Consider the following 18,487-nt stretch of genomic DNA (forward strand, 5'->3'; position numbering starts at 1 on the left):
TTGACTATTTATGTGGAAATTTCGATTTTACATATAAAAACGTATGACTAAGAGAGAGAAAACATCACAGTGGAGCAACTAGTATACCAAACTCAACACATACACTGGGTTAGTATACAATTCTATGATTCTAGCATCTTTCTCTTTATCAAGCTGACGGGAGGCTGGGTTACGTATACTATAGTCTATTGGGGCGCCAGTCATAGTCCTACTATTATATTCCCAAAAATGAACATTCGTCAAATCTCCTCCAACTATGCCCCAACCTACCGGAGGTATATTTTCCAGTTTGCAATTGATAAGCACAGCCTCGGCATAAGGATAACCGATACCTTTATTAATAGGTGAGCGCGCAATGACCGCATCATCCCCCTTTCCCATAAAGGTACAGTCTACAAAAACATTTCCATGATTCTTCTTCGTATTGCGGATCCACATGAATGCTCCCGAACTATAAAGTGTGCAATTCTTGAAGAACGCAGGACCACGACCTAACACAGTATCTCCGTCGCCTTCAATAATACAATTTTCAAGGTAAGTGCTTCCATTAATTTGCAAAGCATCTCCAGAACCAATTACATGAATGTTATTCAAAGTATTTCCTTGCCCCATCATCAATACTCCTTCAGCTTGCCCTTTCAGATCTGTTTGAATCGTGAGATTTACCAAATTTATGCAAAATCCATTATCAGACATAAACGCAGCGCGGCGAGAAGGAAAAGTACCCGGAAATTCGTTGGTCTTCAGACCCGCAGGATGGGGATTGAATATTTCGTTGTTCGCATAATGGATGTGAACGCCATCACGACTTTCGCCTTCAATTGTCACGTATCGCTTATTCCGAAAATAGACTATCTCTTCATAATCTCCATTTTTTATATAGACTTTCCAACTTCCATCTCCCTCTTGAGATGGGGTAAGCATGGCAGGAATAAAGTCAGGAATATAATCCAATGCACCTTGCAACGTGTTAAAATCACCTTTTCCATCAGCGCTGACCACTAGCTTGCGAACTTCTGTTTTAGGACCGCATTTTTTAGTAGTGAAACGCCATGCGTTCTTTTTGGTAAAACCTTTGAACCCATGAGTATTGATAACTTTATTATCTATTGTCACATAATAATTTTTGCCATATTCCAAGAGATTATTGTGCAAGTAAATTGTCGCTATATTGCCACGAACAATAACTGGATGGAAGTGAAAACCATCGGTAAAGTGACCGATAATATTCAATTGATAATTGGATAAATCACGCTTATTAACACCAGAAGGAGTACCAGCAAGCATATTCGCATTGGTATAATCAACAGCTTTATAATCATAAGGAATTGGAGAGTATATCGCCCCTTCATTACTTTGTCCACCAGTTGGCCCCGCCGGAATACTTAAATCCAAACAGTCCACCTGCCGATTTGTTTCCTCTTCAAAAACCCGGATAAATCCTTTATCACCTACCGTTGGAGATTCATCAAACTTCAATATGAGATGAGTATCTGGATTTACATTTACCGCATTCTGTGCAGGAAAGAGGGCGCTTTGAGCATGAATCATCACTGACACTAACAATAGTTCCGAAATAAAACAAAGGAGTGTTTTCATGTTTTATAGATTTAGACGATAATATTAGCAGAGAAAGTGCCCCCAAAGCCATGGCGGTATCAAGAACTATTTAGCAGGACACCAGTCGGTACAATTCTTAAATATATTTTCTATAGAATATCGAAGTACTTCTTTCTTAGATAACTGGCTACTCCATTTCACTCTACCTGAGACATTAACTCCTTCTCCTGTGTTAGCAAATTCAGCGTAACGGGACGTCTTTTCATTTTCAGTATTCTTCCAGTTTTCCCATCCTGCAGGGCAAATATGCTTCCCCATCTCGCAATGAATAAAAGCAGTTGCAGCATACGGACGCCAAGGGCGACCTAAATAGACTTTATCAACTCCCGGGCCGGCTGTCAGTTTACAGTTTTTGAAAATATAGCCAAACTCCATCTCCTTGGGAGTAGAAGCAGCTGTGATATAAGAATTTCGCTTACTATGAATCGTGCAGTCTTCGAAAAGAGCTGTTGAAGGACCAAAAATAAAGTCAGTCGTTCCTTCTATATAACAATGAGTGAAGAGCAGACGAGTTCCCTCGGCGCCTGTATATATGGTATCTTGATTACCCAAGAAACGACAGTTAATAAACCTCAACTTATCCCCTTCTGTGTGTAAAGCCACAGCTTGACCCAATTGCGCTGCATTATTCTCTATCGTCAGATTTCTTAAGGTGATATTACTTCCTTCTATTTTAACCGTATAGGTACGAAAAGTTCCCATTTTATTAATATTGGCATGGTCATCATAGGTAATGACTGTACCCTCACTACTCTCTCCTACAATTTCTACATTTTTCACCCACGAGGGTATCACTAATTTCTCTTTGTAGATTCCGTTCTTTACGTAGATGATGACTGTATAATCCATAAACGCCCGTACACCTTCTACAGCTTCCTGAACAGTCCGATATTTCCCTGTTCCATCACGAGCCACTACCACGGTATCTTGTTGCTGCGCCTTTACAGAAATACCAAAGAGGAGAATAAGGAGTGTTATTCCTATTAATTGTTTCAACATATCTTTTGTTATTTAGTGAGTTTACAACCAGCTCGTTGCAAGCGTTCCCACTCTAAGCTAGCCATAATAAAAGGCGATACAGCTTTAGCATCATTGCTACGAATGGTTTCATTGATATAATAATTATAATCTCCCGAACGATAGTTTTTTCCTCCAAGTCCGGCAACTGCACATGCCTTTGTGATATTTACAAGTCCATCTTTATCTACTTCTATGAAATTTGTCAATATCCCCTTATACCCTTTTATGGCTACTTCCAGATAAGACTGATCAATATATCCCATACGCACAGCTTTAAACAGTGTATAGACAAACATGGTAGAACAAGAAGATTCCAGATAATTGCCTTTATCACCACTCTTGTCGAGTACCTGATACCAAAGTCCGGTTGCTGGGTCTTGCAACCTCTTCACTTGGGTAGCGATATTATTAAGTATCACCAGCATTGAATCACGCCCGGCTTCGTGCTTAGGAATAAAATCAAGAGCATCGACGAAGGCCATGGCATACCATCCCATTGCGCGTCCCCAGCTATGAGCTGACTGCCCCGTAACCGGATCGGCCCACTTCTCTTTACGACTAACATCACAAGCATGACGATACAGTCCGTTTTTAGGGTCATAAGTATGACGAGCTACAGTAAGAAATTGATTGATAACATCTTTATAATCTTGCGGACGATTATTGCGAAATGCATATTCTGCATAAAAGGGGCTTCCCATATATAAACCATCTAACCACATCTGGTTAGGATAAATCTTTTTGTGCCAGAAACCGCCATCCGCATTACGGGGATGCGTATCAAGCTGACTTCTGAGCAAATCGATTGCTTTCTTATATTTTTCATCTTTCGACTGCTCGTAAATGCGAAAAAGAAATTTACCGGAGTTCAAGCGATCGATATTATATTCTTCTAACTTATAAGTTTTAATGCTGCCTTCTTTGTTAATCATCGTATCGGCATAAGCCAAAGCATAATCATAGATTTTCTTGTCGCCATAAGCATCATACACATCGAGCATGGCTTGAAGTTCCAGTCCATGACAATAATCCCACTTCAGGCTGGTTTGAAAATCAAGTTGCCATGATTCCGGACAACGAACCATCTCCGACTGAACCATGCGAACAGACCATGGAGACTGATCATTCACCATTTGAGCATTCAATTGTAAAGAGCAAAAAAACGCCCCAACAAGAAGTAACTTATAAAGCTGTTTATTCATCATTTGTTTTTGTATTTAGGTAATAGATTTATTGTAATCAGACAAAGATAACAAGTCTTTTTTGAAGAACTGTGCAAAATTCGATTGAAAAGGTGGATATTTTATCCTTTCCGTGTTCGCAAACGATTTTAGGGTCAATTTGGGCTAATTCGCTACTATTCGGTCAATTTATGCACTAAATTAAGCAATTTTTATAGTTGACTTACATCAAATTATGCGTATTTTTGGCATCAAATTAAAACTATATAATTCTAAATTGATTATCATGAGCACATTTCAGAAAGTAAATGAGAAAATGACTAATTACAGATGGACCATCTGTACTATATTGTTTTTTGCCACTACAGTTAATTACCTTGATCGGCAAGTCTTGTCATTAACATGGAAAGACTTCATCGCCCCTGAATTCCACTGGACTAATGATGACTACGGAAATATAACATCTCTGTTCTCTCTCATGTATGCGTTCAGCATGCTTTTTGCCGGCCGCATTGTCGATTGGTTGGATACTAAAAAAGGATTCCTTTGGGCTATCGGTATATGGTCATTGGGTGCATGCCTTCATGCTTTCTGTGGAATCGCAACTTCAGGTATCACTACCGGACACTGGCTTGTAGGTTTCGAAGGCGCCAAAGAAGCCATCCAAACAGTAGGAGATGCTTCTATCATTGTAACAGTGAGCGTTACCTTATTTATTTTTGCTCGTTTTGTACTTGCTCTTGGTGAAGCGGGAAACTTCCCTGCCGCCATCAAAGCCACTGCAGAATATTTCCCCAAAAAAGACAGAGCATTATCCACAAGTATATTTAATGCCGGAGCTACAGTTGGTGCATTGGCTGCACCTGTTACCATCCCTCTCATTGCAAAAAACTATGGCTGGGAAATGGCTTTCATCATTATTGGTGCACTGGGTTTCATCTGGATGGGCTTCTGGGTCTTCATTTACAAGAAACCGGAAGTACATCCTAAGGTTAATTCAGCTGAATTAACTTATATCCAACAAGATAAGGACGATGCTTCTATATCATACGATGGAAATCCTATCAAGTTTCAACGTAAACTCTCTTTTGTCGAGTGTTTTAAGTTCAAACAGACATGGGCATTTGCCTTCGGTAAATTCATGACTGATGGAGTTTGGTGGTTCTTCCTGTTCTGGACTCCGGCATACCTAAGTTCTGTTTACGGAATGAAATCATCTGATCCGGAAAGCCAGCTAGCACTCTTTGTGCTTTACGCTATAACCCTGCTTTCAATTATCGGTGGATGGCTACCCTCTTACTTCATTGATAAAAAAGGAATGAATCCATATGCCGGTCGCATGCGTTCAATGTTAATCTTCGCATTCTTACCATTGTTGGCTCTTGCTGCTCAACCACTAGGCCACTTAAGCTACTGGTTCCCTACGATCATTATCGGTATTGCAGGTGCTGCGCATCAGGCTTGGTCTGCAAATATCTTTTCTACTGTAGGTGACATGTTTCCTAAGTCGGCTATTGCCACCATAACAGGTATTGGTGGTATGGCAGGTGGTGTTGGCTCATACCTTATTAATAAAGGATCGGGACTTCTTTTTGATCATGCAGAAACAACAGGCATGAAATTCATGGGCTTCGAAGGTATTGAATCGGGATATTTCATCATCTTCTCTATCTGTGCCGTAGCCTATCTTATCGGTTGGGTTGTTATGAAAACGTTGGTTCCCAAATACCAACCTATTGTTATAGACTAATAGAATTAAATAGATTTTATCTGAAAAGCCTCTGCAACTCTTAATAGAGTTTGCAGAGGCTTTTCTTTTTTTTATTGCTTCCTTTAATTACATGATATAAAGAGACCATTCAATAAGAGACAAATAGAAATAGTTCCTACATCGGCTTTAGAAGCTATTATTCCCCTTCTTTACATACTAGAATGACCCAAAAAGCTATGTTCCAAAGTCTTTGCAGTTGCTTTATAAAAGATAAATAGGAGCTGGAAGTTACCAAAAAAGCCCTTTCTCGCGAAAGGGCTTTTTTGGTAACTCTTCTCTAAACAAATAAAGAAGAAGTGACAATAAGACAAAAAAAAGGGAAGTCTCACGACTTCCACAATTCTTCTAACCTTAAATCTAAATCTCTATGAAAAAAACGTATTGCAAAGATATGGGTTTGAAGCATACAAAAGTGTTAACAAACTGCATAAAGAAAGAATAAAAACTAATATGTGCCTATTTTTGTCAAAGCAACTTTAGTAGTTATAAAATCCAGCAGTTTATCGTATATCGGATTCTGACAAAGCAGGCACTGAACGCCCGTTAAGAACATCTGTTTCCTTGCACGCGTTAAGGCAACGTTCAACTTCCGATCTATCAAAATGCCATCTTCTTCAAGGATATTGGAGACAAAATGTAACTGATAAGCACGGTTTACGCAAAAAGAATAAATTATAACATCACGTTCACTTCCTTGAAAGCGTTCGACTGTATCAACCAAGATATTCCTCAAAACCGGAATATCTAATTGACAGATTTGTTTTTTTATTAAAGCAATCTGACTACGGTATGGAGTGATTATGCCTAAAGTATAATCGGGATTAAAAGAAGTGCCATATTGCTCAAAGACCTTAACGGCCAACTGTGCACAGATCAATGCCTCAGAATGATTCACCTTGACGGAGGAACCTTCCAATTGAGCCATTGATGGAAGATATGCAATACGTTGTGTCATTAGGGGGCTCAATGCGTCCTGAATCAAATGAGGAGATGCCGTCAGTTCATCAATCTGGTGAGCCAGCCCAACAGGCTTCAGTAGCCCTCCATAAAAAGTTTTATTAGGGAAGAGAGCTATCGCAGGATTCATACGCCCTTGCCGGCAAAGCTGATCAAAAGCATTGGAGCTCACACTGCGATCAAAATCTAGCGCTGCAACCTGACCGCTTACTGTACGATAAAGGCGTTCGAACAGCGAATCTCTCAAGTTTGTCAAGCCGATGGCAAGCAGTGCCTCATCGTATATCTGAGATTGAGTAGAGTTTTGTTGCACTACGGCAGGGAGCTGCTTATGGTCGCCTATGAGAATAAACTTGCCAACAGCATTGACCCCATTTTCTCTTCGTGCACACAAGATGCCTAGTAATTGGGGCTCAAGTATTTGTGTGGCTTCGTCCACAATAGCGACATCAAAACTCTTCAGCTGAAATAGTTCCGGTTTATTGGCTACAGAAGCCACCGTACCAACAAAGATGCGACAATTTTTCATTCGATGCGCAACTTCCGAACGGCGACTGCATACTGCCAACTCATTTTCAATAAGGTGCTTTCGATAAGCGGGTTCACAAGCCAACTCGTTGCCGATACGTATGAAATCAACTTCAGGGGTGATAGATGAAAGCGCCTTGCATATTTCATCCACCGCACGGTTCGTATATGCCAATAAAAGTATCTGAGCATCAGGAGTCTGATGAAAAGCCTCCACCATCAATCGTAATGCACGCGATGTTTTACCCGTTCCAGGAGGGCCTACCAATAAGAAGTAATCTTTGGCTGCCTTTGCTTTCAACACCACACGACTAAAATCATCCGCCGCATTAGCTATAGTCTCATCGTAAGATTTATCAAAGTCCGGCTGCCGCTGAGAAAGAAGCAAATCTCGACGATCTTTATTAGCAGAGGCAAAAGTAGCCAGACCCAGATACATACCTCGAAAAGCGGTATCCATCACGTCATGCTCTATTGCATAAAGGCTTTCAGGAGGAAGCACTGACGGATTCTGTTGGGTTGCTCTCAATCGAAGTTTTATTTCAGCGTCCGTTATGCTCTCAATGTTTCCTTTGAACACCATCTTATTAGTCACATTGTCAGCATCCGAGTTGCGTTCGTAAAGTACCACCGCATCACCTTGACGGAAGTTAGGTAAAGCTTCTTCGGTTTCAGTCGTTTGCTCTTCATCCGGTATGGACAATGTAAGAGAAGCTTTATGTTCATCAGTAGCACGATTAGTCTTTATTCTCAGATCATAAAGAATCTCCCCTGCTTCTCGTTTCTCAGCCAAAGAAGAGAGCCACAGCGAAGCCGCTCCTGTCCGTCCTTCATAATCCACATCACCTGACTTGGCCGTGTACTGCTCTTTGGTGATGAAATTATATAGCACATAATAGTAATTTCGCTCCAAAGTAGTCAAGCTGTTCAATTTTTCTTTGAATTGAGCAATAGACGGAAAGAGGTATTGTTCCCAAAATCGTCCTTTCAGCTTCTTCTCATTTAAAGTTTCCGGATTAATCTGAGCAAGCATGTCCGCTGTAAATTCAGCATTATTATGCAACTGCACACCAAATTCGTTGGCTACGATACGATTTCTCAAATCAATCGTCCGCCTCACCATTGCCCACGAAGAGCGAGCGGGATAGAGTAACGGGTAGCGGGTATAAAGAAGGTATGGGCGCACTTTGCGATGATCCACTCCCATAGAGTATTGCAGCACAGCCTGATAGAGCAACATCTGAACCTTATTGTTTTCTTTCGGCTCCACCTTCCCCCGGATAGAGTATTCATCGGCTTTGCCCGATTTCATTTCAATGAAAGAGAGCATGTCTCGCTGCATATAATCGAGCCTACCTTGCAAACCCAACGCCTCGCAGATATAAGAAGGCTCCAATACGGCATCGGTTTTATCCAGTTCATATCCGGAGGTATGAAACGTTTCAGTAACCACCCGACGGATATGATCAAAATGCATTTTGCAGTCTGCGAAGAATTGACGTTCCTTTTCCTTATCCGCCAAGTCTCGACACGCTGCCAACTCTATAGGATAGCGTTGAAAAGCTTTTTTCATGCAAGTGCCATAATCCACTTCCTCATCAGTATGAATCCATTCATCGAGAAAAAGGTTGGCTATGTTTCCCAACAAAAGTGGACGAGCATTATCGATGGGTTGCAGTTTACTCAACAGGTAATTGGCCGGATGATGCCCATAATCTCGATAACACTCTGCCAGCGAACTGATATCAATCAAATAATCGGGCTCAAGAACGATAAAGGAGGGAGTAAGAATACCTTTTTCATCTATGGAAACATCCAGCAGATTAAGCTGTGCGTGTTGCCAAAGCAATTTACAGGTTTCAGCAAATTCCTCGTTTACTTGTGCTACATGATAACGCACGCGCAAAGGTTCTTCAGCAATCGTATCCGAAGGGAGAACATATAAATAGGTATCATCAGCATGTTGAAAACAAACACGCATTCGCTGTACCTTCTTGTTGCCGATGAATGGAGAGACTAAATAAGTAGCATCGACTTTAGGAAGCAGTGCATAAAGCTCCCGTGGAATATCCTGCCCGGATATCTTTCTCAGCAAAAAGGCTAAGGTCTTCGCATCACGAAAAAGATTCTCACGTGTAGGAATTCCTTGCTTATTTAAAATGGAGTTGGAAGTGAGTCGGAACGTATGCAAACGGTTCTGCTCACTGATATCAAGACCTACTCGTACTGCCAGAAAACTAATTCGGGCAGACAAGTCGGTCATTTGCAGACTTTCATCTTGCATCTCTTTGCGGCAAACACGTTCCAGCATATCGCGCATTTGTTTGTAGCGTATGGCAAGTGGTGTTTCTTCAGCCTTGCATAGCGCAAGAAGTATGTCAAAGTATTCTTTTACCTCATCAATCATGTGGCAAAAGTAAAGAAAATATTTTCCTGTTCTTACTCTACAGGAATATAAATCTCTGTTATCAGGTTCTCGGGAGCTGTGTCAGACGGATTGTTTACGTACTTCTCAAATACAGGGGAATTTACTACTCTAAATCCGTTATCCTGAACCAAACGGCCATAAACGGTGTCATAAACAGCAGACAGATTTGAATAAGGCCCTTTATAGCGAAATATAGCATACTTTCCACCCGGAATCTCTTTCACTCCAACTTCACCTTTCGCCTTGGCTGATTTAGAAAGCGCAAGACAGATATCTGTACGAAGCTTATCTGATTCCGTTACTTTAGGATCATCATGATATACGCAAAGATACTCTATGCAATTATCGGAAATAAGATTTTCTTCTTGAGCGAATTTAAAGAGCCTCCCCCAGGCACTAGCAAAATCAAGACCTTTATAATCCCCTGAAAGACGAATGTAAATAAGTTTTTTAGAAGTAATCTCTTTAACTTCTACACTAACATCAAGATTAGAATTTAATTCTACTTTTTTCATAATTGTATACTCTTTATTGTTACGATATTCAATAGGTGAAATACCATAAAATTGCTTAAAGAGTTTCGACAAAGATGAAGGTGCATTATATCCGACCTGATAAGCAATATCACTAATTGTCATATCAGTATAACGAAGCAATCGAGCCGCGGCCTCAATTCGCGTTCGAACAATAAATGCGCCGATAGGCTCACCCAAAAGAGCCTTCATGATCCGATGAAAATGAAAGGGAGAGAAGTTGGACATTTCTGCCAAAGAGCTTAAATCTATTTCCTCCCCCAGATGGTTGTTGATATACTCAACTACCACATTTACACATTTCAGGTATTCGTCTCTTGTCGATGTTCTTTGTTGCATACTTTTTGGTTATTTTTCACTCTGCAAAGGTAACGACAAACGATATACACGACTTGTCCTAAGTTGCTAACTTATAACTTTCTTATCTTTAATCAACAAAATGCTCAATTCATATAGAAGGCAAAGGGGAATAGCAACAACACTTAATGTGAAGGGATCTCCCGTAGGAGTAATAATGGCTGCAACAGCTACAATAATGACAATAGCATGTTTACGGTACTTACGCAAAAAAGCCTTATTGACAACACCCATCAGTGATAGCAACCATGCAACAAGAGGAAGTTCGAAAGCTAGCCCCATGCACAGTACCAGAACCATGAAATTATCGATGTAAGAGTTCAAAGAGATACGATTTTCAATCTCCGCACTAAGTTCGTAAGTAGAAAGAAAACGTAACGTAAGTGGATAAACCATGAAATAGCCCACAAGTACTCCAATAAAAAACATGACCGTACCAACACATAAGGCCCTCTTCACTCCTTTTTGTTCGTTGGGATACAATGCCGGACGAATAAAATTCCATATTTCAAAAAAGAGATAGGGCATAGCTGTTACTACTGACATCCAAAAAGCAGTAGACATGTGAATGAAAAAGGGAGCAGCCAGATTGATATTAATAAGTTTAACTGAAAATTCCTTCGTGAAGAAATCATCAGTCAACTGCAACGACTCTCCCATGGATCGTAACAGCGAATAGAACACAAAATCATTGTGACAAGGCGCAAGTATTACATGATCGAACAGCCAAGGCATTGCGATAAAATAACCCACAGCTAAAACAAACCATACTCCGAAAATACGAAAAAGAACACGTCGCAACTCGTCCAAATGATCCCAAAAGGTCATTTCGGCCATTGTTACTCTTTCTTCTCGTTTGTTTCAGCAGGTTTTTCAACCTCATCCTTGGCTTTGTTTATTTCGTCTTTGGCTTCGTTTACTCCTTCTTTGAAGCTTTTCACACCTTTACCAAGGCCTTTCATTAGTTCAGGAATTTTTTTCCCTCCAAACAACAAAAGTATAAGCAATGCCAGAATAATGAACTCTGATCCACTGGGCAGAAAGCCTAATAATAAATGGTTAACCATAAGTATGATAATTAGGTAATTAATTAAATAGTGCATACAAAACTAAACAAAAGTCAGCACGCAGCCAAAGGTTTCCTCTTTTTAGTCTCTTTTTGTCAGATCAATCTTGAAAATAGATTCTCTTTACGCGAGTAGAGACACTAGTCAATACCTCATAAGGAATGGTTTCGAGCATATCCGAAAGTACGGTTATTGGTAAATCATCTCCAAAGATAATCACCTTATCACCTTCTTTACAATCAATGTCTGTCACATCTATCATACATACGTCCATACAAATATTGCCCACATAGAAAGCTTTCTTACCATTCACCAGACAATATCCTTTCCCATTACCCAAATGCCTATTTAAACCATCAGCATAACCAATAGGTATTGCGGCAATGCGGGAATCACGCGTCAGATGACCTTTTCTACTGTAACCCACCGTATCTTCAGACGCCACATTACGAATTTGAAGAATGGTTGTCTTTAGTGTGCTTACATTATATATAATAGAGTTATCGATCGGACTGACGCCATAAAGACCGATACCAAGTCGTACCATATCGAGTTGCGCTTCAGGAAAACGTTCAATACCTGCTGAATTACATATATGACGGAGGATTTTATGAGGAAACGAAGTTTGTAACTCAGTTGAAGCCTTATCAAAGAGTTCAATTTGCCGGCGGGTAAAGGCATCAAACTGATCACTGTCACTTCCTACCATGTGAGAGAATACTGAACGGGGTATCACTGCGTTTTGTGCTTTCAAGCGTTTGATAAGAGCCGGAACTTCTTCAACAGCAAATCCCAAGCGATGCATACCAGTATCCAACTTTATGTGAATAGGGAAATTAGTAATCCCTTCTTTCTCGGCTTCTTTAATGAGAGCGTCCAAAAGATGAAAACTGTAAACCTCAGGCTCTAGCTTATAATCGAACAAGGTTTTGAATGCAGTCATTTCAGGATTCATGATGATAATAGATCCTGTAATACCGGCTTTGCGTAAGTCGGAACCTTCATCAGCTACAGCCACAGCCAAGTAGTCAACACGATGTTCCTGAAGAGTTTTAGCAATTTCGTATGAACCAGCTCCGTAAGCAAATGCTTTGACCATGCAAACCATTTTTGTTTCGGGCTTTAGCTTGCTTCGGTAGTAGTTCAGATTATTAATCAACGCATTCAGATTGATTTCCAGAATCGTCTCATGCACTTTCAATTCCAAATTCTCTGAGACTATATCAAAGTCAAAGCTCCGAGAGCCTTTTACCAAAATAATTTCATTTTTGAGTTTCTTAAAGACATCAGATGCCTGTAATGCTTCTGTATTTGGAAAGAAATATTTTTCAATATCAAAGCGAGAAGCACAAGATGAAATCTCGTTACCCACACCTATAATCTTTTCTATTCCTCGACTATGTACAAGTTGGGCCACTTTCCTATAAAGCGTAGTAGTGCTTTGGCCTGTCTCCAAGAGATCGGAAAGAATCAACGTACGTTTCAATCCTTTTGACAAAGAGCGTCTATAGAGAAAATCGAGAGCTATATCCAAAGATGCTAAGTCCGAATTGTAACTATCATTAATAAGCACACAATTGTTCTTTCCTTCTTTCACTTCCAAGCGCATCGCTATAGGCTCCAGATGCGCCATTCGTTGAGTGATTTGTTCAGGAGAGAGCATTAAATAAAGACATACAGCAAGGCAATTAAGTGAGTTTTCTATAGATGCATCATCAATGAAAGGAATACAATAGGAATTGTCCATTTCAAGATAACGGTAAGAAATAGTCGTAGATTCACTCTCTTTCTTTATACCACTAATATACAGAGGCCTATCCATATCTTTACACGACCATGCTATTTCACGAGCAGTAAACATCGATTTGGCTACGCAATTACTTATCAACTCATTATCACCATTATAGATAATGACTTCACTATCTTTAAAGAGTAACAGTTTCTCCATACACTTTTCTTGAAGTGAAAAGAAATTCTCTTGATGAGCACCACCAATATTAGTAAGTACCCCAATAGTAGGTTTAATAATGCTCTGCAATGAGCGCATCTCCCCTGTTTCAGAAATGCCAGCCTCAAAGATACCAAGTTCCGACGTTTCACTCATCTGCCATACAGATATTGGAACTCCAATTTGAGAATTATAGCTTCTAGGTGAACGAACAATGTTGCGTTCAGAACTGAGCAGTTGATGCAACCACTCTTTCACTATCGTTTTGCCATTACTACCCGTGATACCAATCACTGGAATCTGAAACTGTTCCCGATGCTGCTCAGCCAACTTCTGCAACGCCTTGAGCGGATTGGGTACAAGCAGAAAATTACAGTTATTATAGGTTTTATTATCATTAAGTTTGGAACTTACCACAAAGTTACGAACGCCACGAGCATACAGATCAGGGATGTACTTTGATCCGTCGCTCCTCTTCGTAGGCAAAGCAAAAAAGAGAGTTTCTTCGGGAAAACACAACGATCGGCTATCAGTTAGTAACCAGTCTATATTAGTGTCTAAATTACCTAAACGCTTAGCACCTATTTGCTTTGCGATTGATTCAATTGTATACAACATTGTTCTATTTCTTTTTGTACATCTAAGTACGGGTATTTTTCCTTAAGTCGATTTATCTTTAACACTATTTGTCCTAAAAATAGTTTATACTCTTCGGCTTCTATTCGGAAGGGTTTATGCGCCAATGCTTTATGGACATCATCACATTCGTGCATTATTTGTTTGGTTTCTTTCGAAAAATAAAGAGCATCAAAATTCGCCCAAATATACTGGATAGCCTTTGAAGACGGATGAACCATATCATCCGCATAGAACCGATAATCACGAAGATCATCCATCACGATTTCGTATGCCGGAAAGTAAAAGACGGAGTCAGGAAAAGCCTCTTGTAAACGATTAATGGCCAAAAGAAGAGTAGCTTTACTTACCTGATTACCATGCAATCCATCCTTAAGATGACGGATGGGACTAACAGTTAAGATAATTTTTAGGTTAGGTTGTTGCTGAAGAAGTGTATAAATGAGCGAAGTGTAGTCAGTAAAGATTTCCTCGACTGTAAGCATACGGCGCAAAAAACGATCGGCTGGGAGTTTATGACAATTAGAAACAACCTTCCCTGTTTCCTTTAATGTGTAAACCCAAGATGTACCGAAAGTAAGTATCACATAGTCTAACTGAGTGACTGCAGTGCGAGCTTCATCCAAACGACTATTTATCTGCGTTAAACACTCATCCAGAGAAGAAGATGAAAACGAACCGTGATGCATATAACTATGAAAACACTCACGATAGAAGAATAAATCTTGAGGGGTATATTGCTTACCGGTAAGCATCTCGCGCAAAGCAGTAGAAACAGACAACGGATTATAAAGTATACCATAGGGATTGACCTGACAACGGAATTTATTTTCCACCATTAAAGTCCCAATATTCTGAGCAAAACACGAACCCATTAGCAAACCTTTGTAAGAGTGATTAATAAAAAAGCCTTGCTTCGGTAATTCTACAACTGTCCTAAAATTCATGCTCTATCTATTTATCTGTTCTTCTAAATTGCCACAAAAATACTGAAATAATTCCGAAAACAAAGAGAGAGAGTTTGTTAACATAGCCAAGTCTTCACAAAATTCCGATTGAATAATAAGTACTTCAGGTTATTTATACTAATTTTGCAATAAATTTGTCCGAACAATGAAAAATGAACCCACATATACTCTGCTAAATAACATTTCATACCCGGAAGACTTGCGGAAACTAAGTATTGATCAACTTCCTGAAGTATGCAAAGAGCTAAGGCAAGACCTCATAGAAGAACTATCCTGCAACCCAGGCCATTTTGCAGCAAACCTCGGGGTAGTAGAATTGACTGTAGCATTACATTATATATATAACACTCCTTACGACCGCATTGTATGGGATGTTGGCCATCAAGCCTATGTTCATAAAATATTGACTGGAAGACGTAAATCTTTCTCAACCAATAGAAAGATTAATGGCATACGTCCTTTCCCTTCTCCTGAAGAAAGCGAATACGACACCTTCACCTGCGGACACGCTTCAAATTCTATCTCAGCCGCATTAGGTATGGCAGTAGCTGCAAAAAAGAAAGGAGAAAAAGATCGCCACGTGGTAGCTGTGATAGGTGATGGATCGATGAGTGGAGGACTTGCTTTCGAAGGTTTAAACAATGCATCTGCAACGCCTAACAACTTATTGATCATTCTCAATGACAATGACATGTCTATTGACCGTAGTGTAGGTGGGATGAAACAATATTTAGTGAATCTCACCACTTCAAACCGCTATAACCGCCTCCGCTTCGAAGCATCCAAGATACTCTTTAAGATGGGAGTTTTAAATGAGAGTAGACGCAAAAGCCTCATACGCTTTGCTAATAGTATAAAGTCAATGTTAGCCCAACAGCAGAATATTTTTGAAGGAATGAATATCCGCTATTTTGGGCCTATTGACGGGCACGATGTAAAAAATGTATCTCGCGTATTGCGAGATATAAAGAATATGCAAGGGCCCAAGATACTTCATCTGCACACAATCAAGGGGAAAGGATTTGAACCGGCCGAAAAGCATGCTACAGTGTGGCATGCACCCGGAAAATTCAATCCGGAAACCGGCATACGAATTACAGTAAACACAGATGGGCTTCCTCCTCTCTTTCAAGATGTGTTTGGCAACACTCTTGTGGAGCTAGCCAAAAATAATAAGAAAATCATTGGAGTTACTCCCGCCATGCCTACAGGCTGTTCTATGAACATACTGATGGATAAAATGCCCGACAGAGCCTTTGACGTAGGCATTGCGGAAGGGCATGCCGTAACTTTCTCTGGAGGAATGGCCAAAGAAGGATTAATGCCTTTTTGTAACATTTATTCTTCATTCATGCAACGAGGCTATGACAATATCATCCACGACGTAGCTATCCAAAACCTAAATGTGGTCTTTTGCCTTGACCGCGCAGGCCTTGTAGGAGAAGATGGCCCTACTCATCATGGCGCATTCGACATGGCTTACTTAAGACCAATCCCTCACCTCACCATTGCATCACCTATGGATGAGCACGAGTTAAGAAGAATGATGTACACTGCTCAGTTACCTGATAAAGGACCGTTTGTTATTCGCTATCCTAAAGGAAGAGGTTCACTCGTTAATTGGCAATGCCCGCTCGAAGAAATAGAAGTAGGCACCGGCCGCAAAATAAAAGATGGAGAGGAAATAGCAATATTAACCATAGGTCCTATAGGCAAAACAGCAGCAAAAGCTATTGAAACTGCTACCAAAGAGAATATATCAATTGCTCACTATGACGTGCGCTTTTTAAAACCACTGGATGCGAATATGCTTCACGAAATAGGACGCAAATTCAAGAAAATATTAACGATTGAAGATGGAATTATTCAAGGAGGCATGGGCAGCGCCATACTCGAGTTTCTATCGGACAACAACTATTATCCAAAAGTTACGCGTATGGGACTACCCGACAAATTTATAGAGCACGGAAGCATAGCCGAACTGCATCAACTCTGTGGCTTGGATGCAACTGGTATTTATCAGGAAATCATGCATTTGAACGCCCATGAAACAAAATAAAAAAGACGATATAATAAGAATAGCCACAAGCCAAACAATCAAAAATTGTATTGGCAAATGCATAGACAAAAGATGAAAATAATTATTGCCGGTGCCGGAGCTGTAGGCACGCATTTAGCCAAATTGCTATCCCGCGAGAGGCAGGATATTATCTTGATTGACGACAGTGAAGAGAAGTTGAGCACATTAAGTTCCAATTTCGATTTAATGACCGTTTGTGCTTCTCCTTCTTCCACTTCTGGCCTCAAAGAGGTTGGCGTAAAAGATGCTGATCTATTCATTGCGGTAACCCCCGATGAAAGTAGAAACATGACAGCTTGCATGATAGCAAGCAACCTAGGGGCAAAGAAGACAGTGGCTCGAATAGATAATTACGAATATCTATTACCTAAAAACAAAGAATTTTTCAAGAAGTTAGGAGTAGATTCGCTTATCTATCCCGAAATGCTAGCCGCAAAAGAAATCGTATCTTCCATGAGGATGAGCTGGATCCGCCAATGGTGGGAGTTTTGTGGTGGAGCCCTCATACTATTAGGCACCAAGATGAGAGAGAATGCAGAAATTCTCAATATACCTCTTCAAGAGCTGGGCGGTGCAAACACACCTTATCACATTGTAGCCATCAAACGAGGCAACGAAACCATCATTCCCCGAGGTAATGATGTAATCAAGCTGTATGACATTGTATACTTCACTACAACCAGAAAATACATTCCTTATATTCGTAAAATAGCGGGAAAAGAAAACTATGCCGACGTGCGCAAAGTGATGATTATGGGTGGTGGGCGCATTGCCGTGCGTACGGCCCAATATGTGCCCGATTATATGCAAGTGAAAATAGTCGAGCATGACGTAAACCGTTGCAATCGCTTAACAGAGGTGCTAGATGACAAAGTTATGGTTATTAATGGAGACGGGCGCGACATGGATCTACTGATAGAAGAAGGCCTCAAGAACACGGAGGCTTTTGTCGCACTAACAGGAAATTCGGAAACGAACATTCTTGCTTGCCTGGCAGCCAAACGAATGGGAGTCAGCAAAACGGTAGCCGAAGTGGAAAACATAGATTACATCAGCATGGCCGAAAGCTTAGATATAGGAACAGTGATCAATAAAAAAATGATCGCCGCTAGCCATATTTACCAAATGATGCTTGATGCAGATGTATCCAATGTCAAAAGTCTAACATTTGCCAATGCAGAAGTGGCTGAATTTACTGTTAAATCTGACTCTAAAGTAGCCAAACACCTCGTCAAAGACCTAGGCCTACCCAAAGGAGCAACCATTGGCGGATTAATCCGAAATGGCGAAGGAATCGTTGTTACTGGTGACACATTAATACGTAGCGGTGATCACGTAGTCGTATTCTGCCTGAATATGATGATAAAGAAAATAGAGAAGTTCTTTAACTAAC

12 protein-coding genes are annotated in these 18,487 nt (G+C 40.3%); 3 read left to right on the plus strand and 9 right to left on the minus strand.

Annotation, left to right across the window (positions count from 1 at the left end; translation table 11 throughout):
• Positions 1 to 78: 78 nt before the first annotated feature.
• The 3 genes from BQ5338_RS11850 to BQ5338_RS11860 form a co-directional block, all read right to left on the minus strand.
• Positions 79 to 1,599 carry a pectinesterase family protein gene (locus BQ5338_RS11850; protein ID WP_078063484.1) on the minus strand — a complete coding sequence of 507 codons (1,521 nt, stop codon included), beginning with the start codon at positions 1,597 to 1,599 and terminating at the stop codon, positions 79 to 81.
• A gap of 66 nt (positions 1,600 to 1,665) precedes the next feature.
• Positions 1,666 to 2,619: a pectinesterase family protein gene (locus tag BQ5338_RS11855; protein ID WP_139265245.1), complete on the minus strand. Its 954-nt coding sequence runs from the start codon at positions 2,617 to 2,619 to the stop codon at positions 1,666 to 1,668.
• An 8-nt stretch (positions 2,620 to 2,627) separates the two neighbouring features.
• Positions 2,628 to 3,773 carry a glycoside hydrolase family 88/105 protein gene (locus tag BQ5338_RS11860; protein ID WP_235816440.1) on the minus strand — a complete coding sequence of 382 codons (1,146 nt, stop codon included), beginning with the start codon at positions 3,771 to 3,773 and terminating at the stop codon, positions 2,628 to 2,630.
• Between the two features lie 334 nt (positions 3,774 to 4,107).
• Here BQ5338_RS11860 and BQ5338_RS11865 point away from each other — a divergent pair, with 334 nt between their 5' ends.
• On the plus strand, positions 4,108 to 5,571 hold the full coding sequence (locus BQ5338_RS11865) for an MFS transporter (protein WP_071147847.1): 1,464 nt from the start codon (positions 4,108 to 4,110) through the stop codon (positions 5,569 to 5,571).
• Positions 5,572 to 6,037: 466 nt separating this feature from the next.
• Here BQ5338_RS11865 and BQ5338_RS11870 read toward each other — a convergent pair whose 3' ends face one another.
• The 6 genes from BQ5338_RS11870 to BQ5338_RS11895 form a co-directional block, all read right to left on the minus strand.
• On the minus strand, positions 6,038 to 9,484 hold the full coding sequence (locus BQ5338_RS11870) for a DEAD/DEAH box helicase (RefSeq protein ID WP_071147062.1): 3,447 nt from the start codon (positions 9,482 to 9,484) through the stop codon (positions 6,038 to 6,040).
• A 32-nt stretch (positions 9,485 to 9,516) separates the two neighbouring features.
• On the minus strand, positions 9,517 to 10,377 hold the full coding sequence (locus BQ5338_RS11875; protein WP_071147063.1) for an AraC family transcriptional regulator: 861 nt from the start codon (positions 10,375 to 10,377) through the stop codon (positions 9,517 to 9,519).
• Positions 10,378 to 10,443: 66 nt separating this feature from the next.
• Positions 10,444 to 11,232 carry a twin-arginine translocase subunit TatC gene (tatC, locus tag BQ5338_RS11880; RefSeq protein ID WP_071147064.1) on the minus strand — a complete coding sequence of 263 codons (789 nt, stop codon included), beginning with the start codon at positions 11,230 to 11,232 and terminating at the stop codon, positions 10,444 to 10,446.
• 2 nt (positions 11,233 to 11,234) lie between these two features.
• Positions 11,235 to 11,462 (minus strand): Sec-independent protein translocase subunit TatA/TatB, encoded by a 228-nt coding sequence (locus tag BQ5338_RS11885; RefSeq protein ID WP_071147848.1) that lies wholly within the window; start codon positions 11,460 to 11,462, stop codon positions 11,235 to 11,237.
• A gap of 100 nt (positions 11,463 to 11,562) precedes the next feature.
• Complete coding sequence (locus BQ5338_RS11890) at positions 11,563 to 14,028, minus strand: bifunctional UDP-N-acetylmuramoyl-tripeptide:D-alanyl-D-alanine ligase/alanine racemase (protein ID WP_071147065.1); 2,466 nt, start codon at positions 14,026 to 14,028, stop codon at positions 11,563 to 11,565.
• The gene (locus BQ5338_RS11895) at positions 13,992 to 14,993 is read right to left on the minus strand and encodes a GSCFA domain-containing protein (protein ID WP_071147066.1); all 1,002 of its coding nucleotides are present in this window, start codon (positions 14,991 to 14,993) and stop codon (positions 13,992 to 13,994) included. The genes BQ5338_RS11890 and BQ5338_RS11895 overlap by 37 nt, the downstream gene beginning before the upstream one ends.
• 166 nt (positions 14,994 to 15,159) lie before the next feature.
• Between BQ5338_RS11895 and dxs the strand changes: the two genes are divergently transcribed.
• On the plus strand, positions 15,160 to 17,073 hold the full coding sequence (gene dxs, locus BQ5338_RS11900) for a 1-deoxy-D-xylulose-5-phosphate synthase (protein WP_071147067.1): 1,914 nt from the start codon (positions 15,160 to 15,162) through the stop codon (positions 17,071 to 17,073).
• Between the two features lie 72 nt (positions 17,074 to 17,145).
• The gene (gene trkA / locus BQ5338_RS11905; RefSeq protein ID WP_071147068.1) at positions 17,146 to 18,486 is read left to right on the plus strand and encodes a Trk system potassium transporter TrkA; all 1,341 of its coding nucleotides are present in this window, start codon (positions 17,146 to 17,148) and stop codon (positions 18,484 to 18,486) included.
• Position 18,487 lies beyond the last annotated feature (1 nt).

Origin of the sequence: Bacteroides ihuae (assembly GCF_900104585.1) — a bacterium.
In the GTDB taxonomy this organism is placed as follows: domain Bacteria; phylum Bacteroidota; class Bacteroidia; order Bacteroidales; family Bacteroidaceae; genus Bacteroides; species Bacteroides ihuae.